Here is an 18,334-nt window from a genome sequence, read left to right as displayed (position 1 = left end):
TACGTGTTCCATAGTTCTGACGGCTTGCGTGAAAAATATCGATTACATCAGAGGTAACGGGATCCTCCGATACTCTTTCTTTTGCTTCATAATAACAGGACATTATCCTTGAAAAAGCAGGCTATCAACGAGCAGGCTCGACAAATATTGTGTCAGTGAAAAAGTAAGTTGTTCAAGAAGAGGAGAGGTTTTTCTTGAGTTTATTAATTCGAAATATCACAGTCGTCAATGCAACTCATCGTGCTGAGCAAATGGATGTATGGATGAAGGATGGCAAAATTGCACAAATTGCACAGCATATTGACGCACATACTACACAACAGCTAGATGGCTCAGGAAAATTTTTATTGCCAGGTTTTATTGATATGCATATTCATGGCTCTGCTCAAATGGATACAATGGATGCCTCTGATAAGGGGCTGCACCTGATGGCACAATCATTGTTAAAAGAGGGCACAACAAGCTTTTTAGCCACAACGATCACACAAAGCTATGACAGGATTGAGCGTGCCCTGGCTGTGATTGCACAGTTTCAATCACAGCCAGATGAGGCGGAGCTGCTTGGTATTCATATTGAAGGACCCTTTGTATCGAAGAAGCGTGCAGGTGCACAGCCTCTTGAGTATATGGTGCAACCAGATATGGAAGTATTTCAGAAGTGGCAGGCGCTAAGCGGGCAAAAAATTAAGCAAATTACTATAGCGCCTGAGGAGCCAAATGGTATGGCAGCGGTGCAAGCTATTGCGGCAAGTGGTGTGGTTGTGTCGATTGGTCATGCGGATGCAACATTTGAGCAAATGAAGGAAGCTGTTCGATTAGGTGCAACACAGGGAACCCATTTATACAATCAGATGCGTCCATTCCATCATCGTGATCCAGGTGTTGTTGGGGGTGTACTACTGCTCGATGCACTTAAAGCGGAGCTGATTGTTGACTTTATTCATGCACATCAGGGGGCAGTAGAGATGGTCTATCGTTTAAAGGGTGCAGATGGCATTATTTTAATTACGGATGGTATGCGTGCCAAAGGGATGCCCTATGGTGACTATGATTTAGGTGGTCAAGTGGTGCATGTAACAGCAACAGGGGCGCATTTAGCCAATGGTGCATTAGCTGGCAGTATTTTGACAATGAATCAGGCTGTGTGCAATATGCAGCAAGTCACAAATTGTACATGGGAGGAGCTTGTGAAAATGTCGAGCTTTAATGCTGCCCAGCAATTACAGCTAGCAGCTAAGGGGCAGCTTGTAGAGGGCTATGATGCGGATGCGGTGATAATGGATCAGCATTGTAGCTTGCAGCATACCATTAAGGCTGGGCACATTATGTATAGCGCAATTTAAACAGCGCATTTATTGTTAGAGGGGGGGAGAGCTAGTGAGAATTGAACGATTTTCCTCACAGGCAGCACTATATACACGAGCAGCGGCTATTGTCATAGAAGCCAAACAGCATGGTGCTACAACATTTGGGCTGGCAACAGGTGGCACAATGGAGCCACTGTATGCCAATATTTGCAAAGCAGCGATCGATTTTTCACAGTGCATAAGCTTTAATTTAGATGAATATGTTGGGCTAGCAGCAACACATCAGCAAAGCTATGCCTATTACATGCACAAGCATTTATTTCACGCTAAGCCATTTCAAGCCTCCTATTTACCGAATGGCTTAGCGGCTGATCCACAAGAGGAGGCAGCTCGCTATGAGGCTTTATTACAGCAGCATCCAGTAGATTTTCAACTGCTTGGCATTGGTCAAAATGGGCATATTGGGTTTAATGAGCCAGGCACATCCTTTGATTCCGTCACACATCTTGTGACATTGGAAGCCTCCACGCGTCAAGCTAATGCACGCTTCTTCCAATCCATCGATGAAGTGCCAACACAGGCATTGACAATGGGCATTCAATCCATTATGCGTGCAAAATGTATTTTATTAATTGCTGTGGGTGAGGCAAAGCGTGAGGCTTTAGAGCGTGTATTGGCAGCGGATTATACCGAGGAGATACCAGCAACCGTGCTAGCCAAGCATCCAAACGTAATAATTTTAACAGATTTACAGGAAAGAGGCGTATAAACAATGAAAACACAACAATTTACAGTGATTGATCCACTAGGCATTCATGCACGTCCAGCAAGTCAGCTTGTGGCAAAGGCAACACCATTTGCTGCGGCTATCGAGGTGCGTACAGAGGAAAAAACAGCGAACTTAAAATCAATTTTAGGTGTAATGGGGCTGGCACTTAAGCAACATGCACAGTTTACGCTTTATGTAGAGGGCGCTGATGAGGAGCAGGCATTTGAGGCATTAACAACGCTTATCACAGAAATGGGGTTAGCACAATGACAAAGCTTACTGGTATTGCCGCTTCTGATGGCATTGCCATTGCCAAAGCCTATCGTTTTGTCCAACCAGATTTAAGCTTTACAAAAACAACTGTTGACAATATTGAGGCGGAACAGCAACGCTTGGTGGCAGCCCTTGCCAAAGCAGAGCAAGAGCTAGTAGCGATTCAGCAGCAAACATTCAAAAAATTAGGGTCAGAGGAAGCAGCTATTTTTGAGGCACATTTATTCGTTATGAATGACCCAGAATTAATTGGGCCAATTCAGCAAAAAATTGCAGAGGAAGCGATGAATGCAGAGTATGCACTGCATGAGGTTGCCTCTATGTTTATTGCATTATTTGAGGGAATGGATAATGACTATATGCGTGAGCGTGCGGCGGATATTAAGGACGTTTCCAATCGTATTTTAGCCCACTTACTTGGTGTGCATATTCCAAATCCAAGTAATATTAATGAGCAAGTAATTATTGTTGCCAATGATTTAACGCCCTCTGAAACAGCTCAATTGGATCGCGACTTTGTGCTAGGCTTTATTACAGAAATTGGTGGTCGTACCTCGCATTCTGCGATTATGGCACGCTCTCTAGAAATTCCAGCGGTAGTAGGAGCAGCATCGGCTACAGCAGCGATTCAGGCTGGTGATTTAGTCATTGTCGATGGCTTAGCAGGAGAAGTGCTTATTAATCCAGATGCAGCAACGGTGGCTCTTTATCAGGAAAAAGCACAGCGCTATCGTACTGAGCAAGCTGAATGGTCAGCCTTTGTTCATCAGGAAACGGTATCCAAGGATGGCGTCCATGTGGAGCTAGCAGCGAATATTGGCTCACCAAATGATTTAGCAAGCGTGCTGCGTCATGGTGCTGAGGGAATCGGCTTATACCGTACAGAGTTTTTATATATGGGACGAGAAAATTTGCCATCAGAGGATGAGCAACTGATAGCTTATCGTACGGTTCTTGAAGGAATGAAGGGCAAGCCAGTTGTAATTCGTACACTTGATATTGGTGGCGATAAGCATTTACCGTATTTACCATTGCAGGAGGAACTCAATCCATTCCTTGGACATCGAGCGATTCGTTTATGCTTAGAGCAGCAGGAATTATTCCGTACACAATTGCGCGCATTGCTCCGTGCATCGGTCTATGGGCCTTTAAAAATTATGTTCCCAATGATTGCAACAATTCAGGAGTTTCGGGATGCGAGGGCTATTTTACTAGAGGAAAAGGAGCAACTTATCGCAGCAGGTGTTGCTGTAAGTGATACGCTTGAGGTTGGGATGATGGTGGAAATTCCATCAACGGCTGTGATGGCGGATGTTTTTGCAAAAGAAGTAGACTTTTTCTCAATTGGTACAAATGATTTAATTCAATATACAATGGCTGCGGATCGGATGAATGAAAAGGTATCCTATTTATATCAGCCGTATAACCCAGCTATTTTACGTTTAGTGCAAATGGTCATTAAAGCTGCACATCAGGAGCATAAATGGGTAGGGATGTGTGGAGAAATGGCAGGCGATGAGCTAGCCGTGCCGTTGTTGCTTGGCTTAGGTTTGGATGAGTTTTCGATGAGTGCCACTTCAATTTTAAAGGCGCGTGCATTCATAAAGCAGCTCACTGTAGCCGATATGCAAGCCTTAGCAGCAGAAGCATTACAGCTAGCAACGGCTGAAGAAGTAATGGAAAAGGTAAGGCAAGTTGTGAAAAAGTAGTTGAAGAAAGCTTCAACTACTTTTTTTATGGTGCTCGCGGGTAATGGCTTAGTATTCGCGAGTAAATACCTCTCACTCGCGGGTAAACGCCTAGCATCCGCGGGTATTTCTCTACCTTAACTATACTTTGTAATTATTTGCTGAAGCTTGGCTTGAATAGTAGGTAGATCATGCATTGTAATGGTTGTTCGGACATGGCTTTCGTCCATATCCAATGCCTCTGCAAAGAAGCCGCCAATGCCTTTTGCTTTACGGTCAACTTGCAGTAGAATTTCTGCTGAATGGTTGGATTGTGATAAGAACACAATTTCTAGCTCATCTAAATGCCGTCTATATTGACCTGTTGGCACAAATTCAAATTCTTGCACAAATGGGTAGTAGCCACGGAAGCGTGCAGGTGCTTGTTCACATTCGGCTTCACGTAAACGAAAGCCTAGGTCACGAATAGCATCTAGTATATGCCCTGCAAGCGTTGTTGGCAGGACACGGATATAGTCCTTATCGCCAGGGTCAACGGCATTTTTAATATCGAGCCCTGTTTGAATCCACACTTGTGTTTTGCCAGCGGTAATCGGCGTTTCAAATGGCAATGTTAGCGTAATCGGAAAGCCCTTTTCTTCACCAGCCGAAAGTGTAAAGGGCTCTGTTACTTTTACTTTTTGCAAAGTGGCTACTTCAGTATGCTTGTTGTCATTGGATTCTCGAATATAGGTTGTATTGATTGATAAATAAATGGCATCGACTTGCTGTGCCACTTGGCCGCCACGCACAATGATTTCTCCTCGCATAACCTCTCCAGCCTGATACGTATCCTTTTCTAATCGTGTATCAACTGTTGCTGCACCTATTCCAATACTTGCTAATGCTTTATGAAAAAAAGACATTTTTTATTCCTCCTACAGATTTAATTAGCTATACATACGCTTATTTAGAAAAAAGGTTTCAAGCAAAGTAAATTTTTCGTTATACTGATGGAAAACGAAAGAGGCAGATAAATGGAAACAGAATGGCTACGTACCTTTATCGTTGCTGCTCAAACTGAAAATTTTCGCGAAGCGGCTGAAAAACGATTTATTACCCAATCAACCGTAACAAAGCATATCCAGCATTTAGAACGGGCATTGCATACAGCATTATTTGATCGGCAGGGCAAGCAAGTGCTATTAAATCGCTCAGGTGCTTATTTTTATCAGCAGGCACAAACTATGCTCACAACCTTAGATGAAGGGCTGCAAAATATGGAGTCCTTTGTGCAAGGCTATACAGCGAAGCTTACCATTGGCGTTGCACCACAAATCGCTAATTCTACATTACCTGCTATTATGAAAGAATTTCAGCGCAGACAGCCAACGATTCAAGTAGTGATTGAGCTATTAAAATCCAATGAAATTGGTGAGGCTGTTTATACAGGTGCAGTCGATATTGGCTTATCAAAATTAACGTCAACACGCGAGCTGCAGGCGGTGACTTTAGCACAGGAGCCACTCCATTTAATTGCGCCTATCGCCAAAAAAGAGCGGGATGCATTAACGCTTTTGCAGCAGGAAACACTGTTAACCCATGAATATGCCCCTTATTGGCAGGAGGTGCAGCAGGTGCTTCAGCAATTTTCAAGCTATCAAACGATGCATATTAATCAAACAGAGGTCATTAAAAATTTTGTTAAGCATGGGCTAGGCATTGCTTTTTTGCCAAAAAGTGTGGTGGAGGCAGACTATCAGCAGCACCTTTTGCAGCGCTATGCAGTGAAGGAATTTGCCCATATTCAATCCAATACCTATATGCTAACGAAATATACCTCTGCAGATTTTGAGGCATTTTTAGAGGTGTGTGAGGCTGTTTATGTATAGTATAATAGCAACAATTAGTCAATCGATAAGTGAGCCTATTACCCAGTTTTTGCAGCACTATCAGCACTCGGCATTGGTGATGGCGGTGCTACTGGGCTTGCTTGGGGCATTGGCTCCATGTCAGCTTACGGGAAATATTAGTGCTATGATGTTTTATGGCAATCGAACATTGCAAAGGAAGGGCAATTGGCAGGAGATTTTATGCTTTATGCTCGGCAAAGTCATTGTTTTTAGTGGGCTTGGTCTTTTAGCTTGGCTATTTGGGCAGTCATTTGAGGCAAGGATGACACTGTATTTTCCGCTATTTCGTAAAGCGATCGGGCCTCTTATGGTACTAACAGGGCTGGTGTTGCTTGGTTTATTTCAATTAACGTTTTTACAGCGTTTATCAGCGCTTCTTCCGCCTGTTGTAAAGGAGGGGAAGGTAGGCTCCTTTTTAATGGGGGCTAGCTTTGCCATTGCCTTTTGCCCAACAATGTTTGTGCTATTTTTTGCTTGGCTTATGCCGCTTGTGGCAAGTGCTTCCTACGGGCTGATCTTGCCAAGTATTTTTGGGATTGCTACATCCATGCCGTTACTAGTAATGCTGCTACTTATCTATTTATTCGATGCAAGGCGTCTGGTGCTGCGTGCAAGTATAAAAATGGGGAAGGTAATCCAACTGGTGGCAGGGCTCTTGTTACTGTTAATCGGAATCATAGACACTATAACATATTGGCATATATAAAAAGGCTACTAGATTGCACTAGTAACCTTTTTTCTATTTATAAGCAATAAAGCGTAGACGACAGTAGTCCGCAATCCATTGACCCTGCTGGAAGAGGGTTGGCTTTAATAATTCGTCGCATTTGGCATAAACCTGCTCCTTTTCCGTTTCCGATAGATGCTGTAGTATATTATGGCTAAACATCACGAGCCAGTTGCGTAGCCCATCATGCCCTTGAAGCGGTGTAGGGCGTTGGTAATGTGTAATCATCTCCACCTTAAAACCTGCGTTTGCTAATTTTAATTGATAGCCCTCAACACTTGGAAAATACCATGGGAAATAGTGCTCATGGTAAGGAAAGCCTAATGCCTCCATGCTTGTTTGCAAAGCCCAAACAATGGAAGCAATATTATCTTGTCCACCCATTTCGGCAATAAAGCGCCCACCATCTTTTAATGCCTGATAAATATGCTGAATTGCTAAATCAGGCTGCTTTATCCAATGAAGGGCAGCATTTGAGAACACGGCATCAAAGCTATTCGTAAAGGGCATAGCTGTTGCATCCATTGCTTGGAAGGCAATGGCAGGGTATTTGTGCTGTGCAGCAGCAATCATTTCAGCAGAGGCATCTACTCCTATTACGGTAGCCCCATATGTTGAAATTTCATAGGCTAAGTCGCCTGTACCACAGCCCACATCTAAAATACTTTCGCCATTTTGAGGGGCTAATACATCAATTAAGCTTTCACCAAATTTTGAAACAAAGTCATGCTTATAATCGTATAATTGTGCATTCCATATTGTTGTCATCCTCTTTCATCTCCTTTGTTTGAGCATAGCAAAGAAACAAGGACAACAGAAATGCTTAAAATAACAGCTTTTGATGCTTAATTGGAATTAGGCGCTAGCTTTGTTAATGTTTTGCCGCTCCAGCCAAAGAGCACCGTTAAAATAGGTCCAAGCAAGCAGAAGAAGGCAAATGGTAAATAAGCTAATGTCGCTATACCAAGCACACTAGCGATAAAAATACCGCAAACGCTCCAAGGCACAAGCGGATTAACAACCGTACCTGCATCCTCCATAACACGAGAAAGATTTTTGGGTGCAAGTCCAACTTTCGCAAATGGCACTTTAAAGGCTTGCCCTGTTAATAAAATGGCTAAATACTGCTCACCAATTAATGTATTCACACCAATGCCTGTAATAGCTGCCCCTGTAATGACAGCGCCAGCACTTTTAAATAAGCTTTCTACCTTAGCTAAAAGACTTTGAATAATGCCTAATGTAAACAATAGTCCGCCCATTGTTAAAGCGAGTAGGACAAGCGCAATCGTGCCAAGCATACTGCTCATTCCACCACGTGTTAGCAGGGCATCAACTTCTGGATAATTCGTTTGTGATACATAGCCATTAAACAGAATATGAAAAATATCAGCAACTGGTAGCGGGTTGATAAATGTGCTAAGCCCGACACCAAGCAACGACACAGCGGCAAGCGTAAGAATAGCAGGTGCTTTATAAAAGGTCATGATAACAAGAACGATAATTGGCAATAATGTATACCAATGAATCATGCCCGTTGCAAGCAAGCCTTCTTTTAATTGCTCCACTGTAGCAAAGGATGTAGCAGTAGTTGTTGGCGATAAAATGGCGTAAAGCACAAAGGAAATGACAAAGGCAGGGATCGTTGTCCAGCCCATATTTTTAATATGCTCAAATAGGTCCACCCCAACTGTACCTGAGGCAAGATTTGTTGTATCGGATAATGGTGACATTTTATCGCCAAAGAAAGCGCCAGATACAATAGCCCCAGCAGTGATGGCTAGCGATAAATCCATTGCACCAGCAATGCCGATAAATGCTACGCCCACCGTTGCTACGGTTGTTAATGAGCTACCAACAGCGATACCAACAATGCTACAAATCAAAAAGACAATAGCAAAGAAAAAGCTTGGTGAAATCGTTAAAAAGCCATAATAAATAAGCGTTGGAATCGTGCCGCCCATAATCCAGCTTGAAATTAATAGACCGATAAAGAAAAAAATAAAGACAGCACCAAGCCCAGCGCTTGCCCCCGCAATCATGCCTCCTTCAAGGTCGCGAAAGGGCACTTTTTTCAATAAACCATACACAAGTAATAAGGTGATAATAAGAAAAATAGGAATATGAGGTGTTGCCTGCAAATACCCAATACTAAAAGTCATAATGGCAATGATAAATACAATGATAAAAGCTGCCTCTAGAAAGCGAGGGCTGCTTTTTGCTTCAATATGAAACATATAAATCCTCCTATAAAACACTTCTTCGCTTCAATGCGTTGAAGCCGAAAAGTATTATAGCATACAGATAAGTTTTGTCAATTGACAGAAAACGGCTAGCATCAATGCGAAAAATAGTCCCATGCATTTTTAACAATTAACAGACATGTCATCGTAATAAAAATAAGGCGCATCATTTTTGTGCCGCCCTTTAGCGCAAATTTCGATCCTAAAATGGCTCCAAAAATCATCACAAAGCCCATTGAAAAGCCATATAAAAAATTAACTTCCCCTAAATATAAAAACATGAAAAGTGCCGCTAAATTTGAGGTAAAGTTAAAGGCTTTAGCATTGCCAGCCGCCTGCAAAAAATCATGCCCCATCATCAATAATAGAAAAATAAAAAACGAGCCTGTGCCTGGTCCAAAAAAGCCATCATAAAAGCCGATTGCTGCAAAAGCACCCAGATAGGCTAGTTTTTTCGCTGTATGAAGCTTGCGTTGCTGCGGCTGCTGGCCCCAATCCTTGTTCCATATTGTATAAATTGTGACAAGAACGAGCATAACAAGCATAAGCGGCTTTAAAATAGCAGGAGATACAAGGTGAACAATATACGCTCCAAGTAAGGAGCCTAGAAAAATAAAGGGAATAATTTTACCGATTTTTTGGAAGTCTACTTTTCCAGCCCGCAAAAAGGTGAGCATGCTTGTCCCATTGCTAATTGTATTGGCTAGTTTATTCGTAGCAATCGCTGTGCTTGGTGGTAAACCAAAAGCCAGCAATGCAGGCAAGGAAATGAGTCCACCCCCACCAACAATGGCATTTAAAAAGGATGCAATAAAACTGATTAGTAGTAATAAAATAAGTGATAGTAAGTCGATATCCATATGTAGAGCTCACATCTTTCTTGATCAAATTGTTCCTATAAGCGTACTGCGAAAGACAAAAAATAACAATGGAATTGGCATTATTTTATGTAAATGTCGTTTACAATTCCTTAACATTTCCTGCGTAAAGTGAAAAAAGTTTTTTCAAGTATTTTTGTAAAAATAACAGAAAAACGGCTGTTTTTAAAGAGAAAATAGTGATTTTTAATAGTTCGTTTCCAACGATTTCTACTTGCAAAACAGTGTAAAAATAAATGTGACGAAATTTATATTACAGTTTTGTAAATTCAACATAATTATCTTTAATTTTTTGTAGATTTGTGTAAATCTTTTGTTATGCTGATTGCAGCAATCGACAATTTTTATTTAACGGGAGGAACCGAACAGAATGTTCAACTCAAATAAGCAAGATCCATTTTTTCAATCATTATTAAAAATCGCTAAAAATGTTAACGAGGGTATTTATTATGCCCACAATGCTCGCATTGAAAATATAGATGCGTTGAAGGAAATTGCAGATACAATGAAGCAATACGAAACAAGCGGTGATCAATTAATCCATGAGCTAATTGTTATGCTCAATAAGTCATTTATGACACCAATTGAACGTGAGGATATTTTAGCATTAGCGAATAAGCTAGATGATGTGATTGATGGCATGGAAGGCTGTATTGCACACTTCAATATGTATAACTTAACAGAGGTAACAGAGCCAATGCGCCAATTCCTCACGTATATTGCGAAGAGTACGGATGAAATGGTACAAGCAATGGAGCTTTTAAATAATAAGAAGCTTGTTGATATGCGTAAGCATGCGATTCAAATTAAGGATAATGAGCGCGAATGCGATGAAATTTTCCGTTCCTCTATGAAGCAGCTATTCATCCAAGAAAAAGACCCAATGCGCCTAATTGTTTTCAAGGACATTTATGAGCAATTTGAGGATATTGCGGATAGCTGTCAAACAGTCGCAAACACAATTGAAACAATAATTATGCGTAATGCGTAAGATGGAGTGTACGAAATGGATACAATCTTATTAATCACCATACTAGTCGTTATATTCGCACTTGTATTTGACTTTATTAACGGCTTCCACGATACAGCAAATGCCATTGCCACTTCTGTATCAACCCGTGCGTTAAAGCCCCGTACAGCTGTTTATATGGCTGCGGTGATGAACTTCATCGGTGCGATTACATTCGTTGGGGTAGCCAAAGCCTTAACAAAAGATATTGTAGACCCATTTAGCTTAAATGCCTATGATGGCGATATTACTGGCTCTGTTGTTATTTTAGCCGCTTTATTATCAGCCATTACATGGAATTTATTAACGTGGTATTTTGGGATTCCATCGAGTTCCTCCCATACATTAATTGGTTCTGTCGCAGGTGCAGCCATTGCCGCAGCAGGCTTTAGTATTTTGAACTATGAAGGGTTTATTAAAATTATTCAAGCACTTATTTTTTCACCATTGCTTGCCTTTGTGGCGGGCTTTGTGATGATGACAATCTTAAAAACAATCTTTAAAGATATGAATTTATATCGTACAAATAAAGGCTTCCGTACAATGCAAATCGGAACGGCTGCCTTACAATCCTTTACACATGGTACAAACGATGCACAAAAAGCGATGGGTATTATTACCCTTGCTTTAATCGCAGGTGGCTTACACCAAGGCGAGGACATTCCGTTTTGGGTACGTTTTGCAGCAGCGGCTGCCATGGGGCTAGGTACATCTGTTGGGGGCTATAAAATTATTAAAACCGTTGGCGGGAAGATTATGAAAATTCGTCCTGTAAATGGAGTTGCCGCAGATTTAGCTTCCGCTTCGATTATTTTTGGGGCAACATTAATCCATTTGCCTGTATCCACAACACATGTTATTTCTTCATCCATTATGGGTGTAGGAACAGCTCATCGTGTAAAAGGTGTAAAATGGGGAACAGCCCGCAAAATCGTTACAACATGGGTTATCACAATGCCAATCTCTGCTATTATGGCAGCATTGATTTACTATATTTTAAGTTTATTCTTCTAATAGAAGGAACGCACATGGAGCTGTGCGTTCTTTTTTGGTTGTGACGGATAGAAAGAGGGAAATGACGGATAGGATGCTATAGGAACCCAAATGGGCAGCCGCTGGTAGAGGCTACATCATAATTAAAGTGAAAAATGTACATAATAGGTTTATGCTGAGTGGAAAACAGGAATAGGGAGTATAAGTAGGTGATACATATGTTTGATAATTTATTGTTTCAGTTGCCGTTTATTATTTTTATCGGCTTATTTTCCCAATGGCTTGCGTGGCGTTTTCGGATGCCAGCGATCGTTGTAATGAGTATAGCAGGGTTGGTAATTGGTCCTTTTACAGGGCTAGTAGCCCCGAAGGAAACGTTTGGACCAATGTTTCAAACGCTTATTTCGTTAGCGGTAGCGGTAATTTTATTTGAAGGAAGCTTGAGCCTTGATTTTCGTGAAATACGAGGGTTTCGCAAATCGATTTTACGCATTTCTACAGTAGGGGCGGCTATTGCGTGGATAGCAGGCTCTATTGCTGCCCATTTTGTTGCAGGCTTATCATGGCCTGTATCATTTGTTATTGGGGGGCTATTTATTGTTACAGGCCCAACGGTGATTTTACCCTTGCTTAGACAGGCAAAACTAAAGGAGCGGCCAGCAACGATTCTGAAATGGGAGGGCATTGTTGTTGATCCGTTTGGGGCTTTGCTAGCTTTATTTGCTTATCAGGTTGTGCTAGGTATTTATCAGCTAGAGGGTGGAACCTCCTTAACTGTCTTTTTTATTTCTGCTTTTTTAGCGGCTCTGTTAGGTGGTCTTGTAGGCTTTATCATGGGGCAATGCTTGGAGCGAAGTTTGATTCCAGAGTTTTTAAAGTCGCCTTTACTGCTGGCACTGATCTTACTGGTGTTTGCGATCAGTGATGCGATTATGCATGAAACAGGCCTGCTGGCGGTGACTGTGATGGGGCTAGTGATGGCGAATATGCATTTAAAGAGCCACCACGAGTTGCTGCATTTTAAAGAAAACATTTCTGTCATTTTAATTTCCAGTGTGTTTATTATGCTTACCTCGTCATTGACTGTTGATATTTTATGGCAGCTTTTAGATTGGCGTATGCTATTATTTGTGCTGGCGATGATGTTTATTGTGCGACCACTCTCTATTTGGATTGCTACGATTAATACAGGCTTAACGCTGGAGGAGCGGGCATTGATCGGCTGGATTGCACCAAGAGGGATTGTGGCATTAACGGTTTCAGGGTATTTTGCGACAGCGCTGCAGGAGGTAGGGTTTCAAAGTGCACAGATGTTGACGGCTTTAACATTGGCACTTGTCTTTGCAACCGTTGTAGCTCATGGCTTTAGTATTGGCTGGCTGGCAAAGAAGCTGAATTTACAGGCCTCCTCTGGTACAGGTATTATGATTGTAGGAGCCTCACCATTTACAACACAATTAGCGGTATCGCTTAAAAATAATGATATTGATGTGTTCATGATGGATCGTTCATGGGAGGATTTATCACCAGCTAGGCAGCAAGGCATTACCACAGAAGCAGGTGATATTTTAAGTGAGCATACGGAGTTTTATGTAGATTTAACGCCTTATGACCAGCTAATTGTGGCGACAAAGCAGGATGCCTATAATGTGCTTGTTTGTGCTGAGTTTGCCCCAGAGCTAGGACATCCGAATATTTATCAAACGGCACTGCATTCAACAGACCCTAAAAACTATTCACGGAAATATGGTGGACAATTATTAGTAGATGCCGAGCATGATATTCATCAATTAAATGCGCTGATAGAGCAAGGTGCACAGCTACGTCAAACGAAAATTACAGAGGTATTTACGTGGGAGGATTATTTAGCGCAAAATCCTCAAGCGGTCATGGTCTATGCAATTACACAGGATGGGGATATTGTGTTAGATATGGTCAATAAATATGATGATATAAAGCATGAGCCACATACGATTATTAGTTTAATTGGCTAACATCAGCCACTCTAGTCGGGAATTGACCGTTTAGAGTGGCTGTTTTTTTAATGGAATGCCCAGTGCAAAAATAATAGCTACCGAAGCCTTGCCAGTGTTATACAAAGCAAGCATAGCCAATAAAGGGATGCAATGACATCATGGCTTTAAATGACCCCAAAATGCTCCATAGCCCAATACCAAGGAGGAATTGGAAAATCGGATTTTCCCCTGCTAATTGGACATCGATTTCTAAGAAGAAACGTAGTGTTACATAGAGTGCCATGGCTCACATAATTCGCTGTAAATGTGTCTTGCTAAAAGCGTCAGCATATTTTAGACCATAGCCTAGTGCGCGATCTAGGAAAATATGTGCCAGCCAAATCAAAGCCGTCATCAGAAGCGTTGGGATTGATGCTATAAAAGCAATCACCATAAGGAGCGCAGGTAGTACAAAGCTATGCCCGATATTATAGAAGGAAGCGCCTGCTTTTGTATGCCATAGATAGCCGAGCATTGTAATATCAGGCAGCAGGAGGAACAATAGAAAAGAAAGCCATGAAAAATCTAAGTATCCATAAAAAAAGATTGTGATGCCAAAGGCAATCAGATATTCGACAGTGATAATGTTGCGGGGCTTCAGCTTAATCACGCCCTTTTCGTAAATTTTGATACATATCCTCTATTAATTCAGCGATTTTTTCCTGATTTTCTTCATAGTGTCCATCTGCCATATATGCTTGCGTAAGCTGTAAGGATTGCAATGCATGCTGATAAAAATGTAGCTGCTGCTTGATAGCAGTAATTTTTGAGGTGAAAAGTTGCATGGTTGCCTGATTGCAGGATGTTGAGATGGGTTTTTGATCGAGTGCCAGTAGCTGCTTTATTTCTTGTAATGTAAAGCCAAGCTGCCGTAGCACAATAATTAATTTCATGGTGTGCTCGCAGTCAGTATTGAAAATACGATAGCCATTGTCCTGCTTTAGAGGATGGAGCAGCCCTTCCTTTTCATAGTAACGAATTGTATCGGTTGTCACAGCAAATTTCTCAGCGAATTGTTTAATTTTCATGATACACACCTCCTATAGTGATCCTAACATTGGAGAAGACTCCAAGGTCAAGAAGTATTTGCGAGAAGATGAAACGGTCGGCTATTGGCAATCGTTTATAGTGTAAGAGGGGGAGGTGGACGCCATACTTGACAACATAATCGATGAACATGCAGAGCATTTATTACGTCTTGCCTATTTTTATGTGAAAAACCGTTATGCGGCGGAGGATATTGTGCAGGAGGTTTTCATTAAATTTTCACAGCGGGATTATGAGGAGCGTGGACAGCTAAGGGCTTATTTATCAACGCTAACAATTAACCAAAGCAAGGATTATTTAAAAAGCTGGCATTATAAAAAATTATTATTACAGGAAAAAATATTTCCTGCACAGGTAAAGAGGCAGCGGGATGAGCTTGTTGCGGAAGAGGAGCGTTCCCAGATTGGAGCCGCCATTTTACAGCTATCATTGCTCTATCGAGAGCCGTTAATTCTTTATTATTATGAGGAAATGAAGGTTCATGACATTGCTCAGCTACTCGGCGTTTCTGAAAATACGGTAAAAACAAGGCTGAGGCGGGCAAGGGAAGCTTTAAAGCCTCATCTACAGCAGGAGGAATGGGAGGTGCTACAGCATGAATAATCTACAAAAGGAATTAGCAAAGGTTGCAGGGGATATGACAGCCAGCAAAGAACGAGTGAAGGTACGCGTCTTACAGCATCAAACAAAGCGCCGTCAAAAGCCACTACGTTTTGCAATACTGACAACGATTGTAACGCTGTGTATAGCAGGATTTATACTTGTGCAGTTTGCAGCGAAGGAAACTGAGCAGGGAGCCTTACTGTTGAATGAAGCGCAGTTTGAGCATTTTAAGCAGCTCAGTCGTATTTGGGGGTTTAGTCAGGAGGAGGGATTTTCTAAAGAGGATATTTATCGTAGCTATGAACAGCTTGTTGCCTCCTACTATTTTGGCGAATCATTAGGTCTTACGTATACAAAGGCAGAGCTGGAGGTGGAGCGACAAAAGCAGATTGATGAACTAACATCGTTTCAGCAATCACCTAACCACGCAAAGCTATTTCGTGGGTTAGCGCCAGCAGAATATGTAGAAGCCTATGCGGAGTCATTGTTACCGATGTATACAATGAGAACAAAGCTGTATGAGATGTATCGGGAAAAATATCCAGAATTTGCTACTTTTTATGAAGTGGCTGATCTGGATGCTAAGCGTTATTTTCAAGCTCATTTTGCGGAGCAGCTAAGCGCATTTCAGCAGGCACATCATATGAAGCAAGCTGATTATGCCCAAGGCTCCAATAAAGTAGGAACCGTTGCTCATATAGAGGAGAATATGTTTTTATTTGTAGAAGGAGTTATCCCAGCAGATATTGAACAGCTATCGAAGGAAGAGGTTTTCCAGCAATATAAAGGCGCTAGATGGTATCCACTATTAGCTGACTTTTCGATAGCACAAGGAGATTATTTAACATTGCGTTCACTGCAAGAGATGGTCAGTGAAAGGAATGGAGCTATCTATCAATATGGTTTAGCAGATAGCGTGAAGGTTTTTCAGCCAGATGTTACAAAGCGGCTGGAGGTGCATAATGAGCAGGAGGTAGCGCAAATTTTGCAGGGACTGAGCTGGCAGCCGAAAGCGTATCTTGGTAGACCACCTGCGTATTCCTTTTTACTAGAAGGTGTGCGTATTGAAATTTGGAAGGGCTATGATGGGGCATTACATCTTTATAAAATAGGGAGCGGGGAGCTTCAGCTAAAGGGTGAGCAAGCACAGCAGTTAAAAGCCCTTTTAGGCATAGCAGCATCTTAAATTATTATTTTTGAACAAGTTTCCATTATGGAAGCTTGTTTTTTTATTATGATGCATATGTACCATCTTAACAGAACTTCTAAGATATAATACAATTAAATTGTACAATACCTAGATAAATATACTAATAATTAGGATGAATGACTTAATTACTGTGGCATAAATGAGTCTAAAGGATTGTAATATTTTATCGGTGTGGGTAGTATTAAAGAAGTGAGGGCAAAGAGAAGGAGGGGCGGTATGAACACACAAGAATTTGAAGAATTATGGATTACGCTCAATGAATTGTATAATGCGAATCGCTTTTTAGAATATATAGAAATTAGCAGTGCCGCAATTGACAGTGCCATTAAGCTTGGGGTGTACGACAAAGCTATTCTTTTATTAAACTATAGCTGTGCTAGTTATTTTTATACAGGTGATTTACAGCTTTCTATGAGCGTATTGGAGCGCTATCGAGAGCTAACCTTTCAGCATGGCAACGACATTGATGTTATTCAATATTACAATTTAGCATCGATTTATTGGGGAACATTTGGTCATTTAAAGAAATCGGAGGAGCTCATGTTAAAGGGGCTAAAAATTGCTGAACATATTCAGCATGCCAAGAGCTTAGGAAAGCTTTACAATAATTTAAGCGATTTAGAAATTTCAATAGGTAATTATCAAAAAGCAAAGGACTTCGCCTTTAAAAGTCTTTACTATGCTAATGCTTTTGAGGTAAAGCATCAAGAGCCTTTTACAGATATTTTGCACCCTAAAACAAACTTAGCGATTGCTCATATTGAGCTGGGGGAATTTCAGGAGGCGAATACACTGCTGCAGGAGCTATTAGCAACGATTCAGCAGCCGCCATACTCAAAGGTGCAGTTAGAGGTATTTAATGCTTATGCCTTGCTATGTGAAAGGCAGGGACGTGTAAATGAAGCAATTGATTTATATCAAAAAACAAAATATTATGCTTTGCAAAATAATGATTTAGCCATGCTGCAAGCAATTTATAATTCCCTAGTAAAGCTCATCGAGGAGCAGGGCAATAAAGTTGTTTTATGTGCTGTGCAAAAAGAGTATATTAATATATTGCTAGAAATGCAGCGAGAAAACTATGCGCATGTTTTGTTTGAAATGGAATATAACGACCATAAAAAGCAATTTGAAAAAAATGCCTATATTGATCCGCTGACAAATATTTATAATCGTCGTTATTTTGATGAGCAGGCAGAAAAAATGACGGAAAAAGCAGCCGCAAGCCATCAGTCATTAGCACTTATTATGGTGGACCTAGATCATTTTAAAGAAATTAATGATAAAAATGGTCATTTATTTGGCGATGATGCCTTAACAACGACAGCCAAAACGTTAAAGGACTTTTTTCAGTTTCTTCCGTCGATTGTCGCCCGCTTTGGTGGGGATGAGTTTATTATACTGAGTGAAATAGCAGAGGGAGAAACAATTCAAACAATGGCTGCCAACCTTTATCAAACATTATCCTCACTATCCTTAACCGTGCAGGAGGAGGTTGTGCAGCTAGCGTTTAGTATTGGCGTAAGCACAAATGAGCAGGGCAAGATTGTAAAGGTGGAGGAGTTGATTCGCCGTGCAGATACAGCGCTCTATGCCTCTAAGCGTAATGGGCGCAACCAAATTACACACTATAACCATTATTGTGATATGGGAAATGGTATATAAGCAAAAGGGGGCACT

18 protein-coding genes are annotated in these 18,334 nt (G+C 41.3%); 12 read left to right on the top strand and 6 right to left on the bottom strand.

Annotated elements, in window-relative coordinates:
- Positions 1-194 precede the first annotated feature (194 nt).
- The 4 genes from nagA to ptsP are packed head-to-tail and all read left to right on the top strand — an operon-like array spanning position 195 to position 4,058.
- Complete coding sequence (nagA, locus tag ACIQVU_RS09390; RefSeq protein ID WP_402895145.1) at positions 195-1,343, top strand: N-acetylglucosamine-6-phosphate deacetylase; 1,149 nt, start codon at positions 195-197, stop codon at positions 1,341-1,343.
- 34 nt (positions 1,344-1,377) lie between these two features.
- On the top strand, positions 1,378-2,076 hold the full coding sequence (locus ACIQVU_RS09385) for a glucosamine-6-phosphate deaminase (RefSeq protein WP_402895142.1): 699 nt from the start codon (positions 1,378-1,380) through the stop codon (positions 2,074-2,076).
- A gap of 3 nt (positions 2,077-2,079) precedes the next feature.
- Complete coding sequence (locus tag ACIQVU_RS09380; RefSeq protein WP_340805461.1) at positions 2,080-2,346, top strand: HPr family phosphocarrier protein; 267 nt, start codon at positions 2,080-2,082, stop codon at positions 2,344-2,346.
- Complete coding sequence (ptsP, locus tag ACIQVU_RS09375; protein ID WP_402895139.1) at positions 2,343-4,058, top strand: phosphoenolpyruvate--protein phosphotransferase; 1,716 nt, start codon at positions 2,343-2,345, stop codon at positions 4,056-4,058. Before ACIQVU_RS09380 ends, ptsP begins: the two co-directional genes overlap by 4 nt.
- 116 nt (positions 4,059-4,174) lie before the next feature.
- On the opposite strand, the gene ACIQVU_RS09370 is transcribed toward ptsP, so the two are convergent.
- The gene (locus ACIQVU_RS09370) at positions 4,175-4,942 is read right to left on the bottom strand and encodes a sporulation protein (protein ID WP_340805462.1); all 768 of its coding nucleotides are present in this window, start codon (positions 4,940-4,942) and stop codon (positions 4,175-4,177) included.
- Positions 4,943-5,053: 111 nt separating this feature from the next.
- Between ACIQVU_RS09370 and ACIQVU_RS09365 the strand changes: the two genes are divergently transcribed.
- On the top strand, positions 5,054-5,908 hold the full coding sequence (locus tag ACIQVU_RS09365) for a LysR family transcriptional regulator (protein WP_402895136.1): 855 nt from the start codon (positions 5,054-5,056) through the stop codon (positions 5,906-5,908).
- Positions 5,901-6,635 (top strand): urease accessory protein UreH domain-containing protein, encoded by a 735-nt coding sequence (locus ACIQVU_RS09360; RefSeq protein ID WP_340805464.1) that lies wholly within the window; start codon positions 5,901-5,903, stop codon positions 6,633-6,635. The genes ACIQVU_RS09365 and ACIQVU_RS09360 overlap by 8 nt, the downstream gene beginning before the upstream one ends.
- Positions 6,636-6,668: 33 nt before the next feature.
- Here ACIQVU_RS09360 and ACIQVU_RS09355 read toward each other — a convergent pair whose 3' ends face one another.
- The 3 genes from ACIQVU_RS09355 to ACIQVU_RS09345 form a co-directional block, all read right to left on the bottom strand.
- Positions 6,669-7,424, bottom strand: a complete 756-nt coding sequence (locus ACIQVU_RS09355) for a class I SAM-dependent methyltransferase (protein WP_340805465.1) — start codon at positions 7,422-7,424, stop codon at positions 6,669-6,671.
- A gap of 77 nt (positions 7,425-7,501) precedes the next feature.
- Positions 7,502-8,893 (bottom strand): Na+/H+ antiporter NhaC, encoded by a 1,392-nt coding sequence (nhaC, locus tag ACIQVU_RS09350; protein ID WP_340805466.1) that lies wholly within the window; start codon positions 8,891-8,893, stop codon positions 7,502-7,504.
- Between the two features lie 101 nt (positions 8,894-8,994).
- Complete coding sequence (locus ACIQVU_RS09345) at positions 8,995-9,759, bottom strand: sulfite exporter TauE/SafE family protein (protein ID WP_340805467.1); 765 nt, start codon at positions 9,757-9,759, stop codon at positions 8,995-8,997.
- 388 nt (positions 9,760-10,147) lie between these two features.
- Between ACIQVU_RS09345 and ACIQVU_RS09340 the strand changes: the two genes are divergently transcribed.
- The 3 genes from ACIQVU_RS09340 to ACIQVU_RS09330 all read left to right on the top strand — a co-directional run bounded on the left by ACIQVU_RS09340 (position 10,148) and on the right by ACIQVU_RS09330 (position 13,773).
- Complete coding sequence (locus ACIQVU_RS09340) at positions 10,148-10,768, top strand: DUF47 domain-containing protein (protein ID WP_340805468.1); 621 nt, start codon at positions 10,148-10,150, stop codon at positions 10,766-10,768.
- Positions 10,769-10,783: 15 nt separating this feature from the next.
- Positions 10,784-11,800, top strand: coding sequence for an inorganic phosphate transporter (locus ACIQVU_RS09335; RefSeq protein ID WP_340805469.1), 1,017 nt, complete (start codon positions 10,784-10,786; stop codon positions 11,798-11,800).
- A 197-nt stretch (positions 11,801-11,997) separates the two neighbouring features.
- Positions 11,998-13,773, top strand: a complete 1,776-nt coding sequence (locus tag ACIQVU_RS09330; RefSeq protein WP_340808565.1) for a cation:proton antiporter — start codon at positions 11,998-12,000, stop codon at positions 13,771-13,773.
- Positions 13,774-14,041: 268 nt separating this feature from the next.
- Here ACIQVU_RS09330 and ACIQVU_RS09325 read toward each other — a convergent pair whose 3' ends face one another.
- Positions 14,042-14,404 carry a DUF4260 domain-containing protein gene (locus ACIQVU_RS09325; RefSeq protein ID WP_340805471.1) on the bottom strand — a complete coding sequence of 121 codons (363 nt, stop codon included), beginning with the start codon at positions 14,402-14,404 and terminating at the stop codon, positions 14,042-14,044.
- Positions 14,397-14,822: a MerR family transcriptional regulator gene (locus ACIQVU_RS09320; RefSeq protein WP_340805472.1), complete on the bottom strand. Its 426-nt coding sequence runs from the start codon at positions 14,820-14,822 to the stop codon at positions 14,397-14,399. The genes ACIQVU_RS09325 and ACIQVU_RS09320 overlap by 8 nt, the downstream gene beginning before the upstream one ends.
- Positions 14,823-14,937: 115 nt before the next feature.
- Here ACIQVU_RS09320 and ACIQVU_RS09315 point away from each other — a divergent pair, with 115 nt between their 5' ends.
- From ACIQVU_RS09315 to ACIQVU_RS09305, 3 genes are all read left to right on the top strand, one after another.
- Positions 14,938-15,444: a sigma-70 family RNA polymerase sigma factor gene (locus ACIQVU_RS09315; protein WP_402895129.1), complete on the top strand. Its 507-nt coding sequence runs from the start codon at positions 14,938-14,940 to the stop codon at positions 15,442-15,444.
- Positions 15,437-16,630, top strand: a complete 1,194-nt coding sequence (locus tag ACIQVU_RS09310) for a hypothetical protein (protein WP_402895126.1) — start codon at positions 15,437-15,439, stop codon at positions 16,628-16,630. The genes ACIQVU_RS09315 and ACIQVU_RS09310 overlap by 8 nt, the downstream gene beginning before the upstream one ends.
- A gap of 240 nt (positions 16,631-16,870) precedes the next feature.
- Entirely contained in the window at positions 16,871-18,319 is a 1,449-nt protein-coding gene (locus ACIQVU_RS09305; protein ID WP_340805475.1) for a GGDEF domain-containing protein, read from the top strand.
- The last annotated feature ends 15 nt before the right edge of the window (positions 18,320-18,334 follow it).

This window comes from Lysinibacillus sp. NPDC098008 (assembly GCF_044760715.1).
GTDB lineage: Bacteria > Bacillota > Bacilli > Bacillales_A > Planococcaceae > Lysinibacillus.
The sequence above is the reverse complement of the archived record's forward strand: the minus strand, read 5'-3'. Positions and strand labels throughout refer to the sequence as shown.

Excerpts from the sequence above, each read along its gene's own strand:
- ACIQVU_RS09380 (WP_340805461.1), top strand. The coding sequence starts at position 2,080 with ATGAAAACACAACAATTTACAGTGATTGATCCACTAGGCATTCATGCA.
- ptsP (WP_402895139.1), top strand. The coding sequence starts at position 2,343 with ATGACAAAGCTTACTGGTATTGCCGCTTCTGATGGCATTGCCATTGCC.
- ACIQVU_RS09370 (WP_340805462.1), bottom strand. The coding sequence starts at position 4,942 with ATGTCTTTTTTTCATAAAGCATTAGCAAGTATTGGAATAGGTGCAGCA.
- ACIQVU_RS09365 (WP_402895136.1), top strand. The coding sequence starts at position 5,054 with ATGGAAACAGAATGGCTACGTACCTTTATCGTTGCTGCTCAAACTGAA.
- ACIQVU_RS09360 (WP_340805464.1), top strand. The coding sequence starts at position 5,901 with ATGTATAGTATAATAGCAACAATTAGTCAATCGATAAGTGAGCCTATT.
- ACIQVU_RS09355 (WP_340805465.1), bottom strand. The coding sequence starts at position 7,424 with ATGACAACAATATGGAATGCACAATTATACGATTATAAGCATGACTTT.
- nhaC (WP_340805466.1), bottom strand. The coding sequence starts at position 8,893 with ATGTTTCATATTGAAGCAAAAAGCAGCCCTCGCTTTCTAGAGGCAGCT.
- ACIQVU_RS09345 (WP_340805467.1), bottom strand. The coding sequence starts at position 9,759 with ATGGATATCGACTTACTATCACTTATTTTATTACTACTAATCAGTTTT.
- ACIQVU_RS09340 (WP_340805468.1), top strand. The coding sequence starts at position 10,148 with ATGTTCAACTCAAATAAGCAAGATCCATTTTTTCAATCATTATTAAAA.
- ACIQVU_RS09335 (WP_340805469.1), top strand. The coding sequence starts at position 10,784 with ATGGATACAATCTTATTAATCACCATACTAGTCGTTATATTCGCACTT.
- ACIQVU_RS09330 (WP_340808565.1), top strand. The coding sequence starts at position 11,998 with ATGTTTGATAATTTATTGTTTCAGTTGCCGTTTATTATTTTTATCGGC.
- ACIQVU_RS09320 (WP_340805472.1), bottom strand. The coding sequence starts at position 14,822 with ATGAAAATTAAACAATTCGCTGAGAAATTTGCTGTGACAACCGATACA.
- ACIQVU_RS09310 (WP_402895126.1), top strand. The coding sequence starts at position 15,437 with ATGAATAATCTACAAAAGGAATTAGCAAAGGTTGCAGGGGATATGACA.
- ACIQVU_RS09305 (WP_340805475.1), top strand. The coding sequence starts at position 16,871 with ATGAACACACAAGAATTTGAAGAATTATGGATTACGCTCAATGAATTG.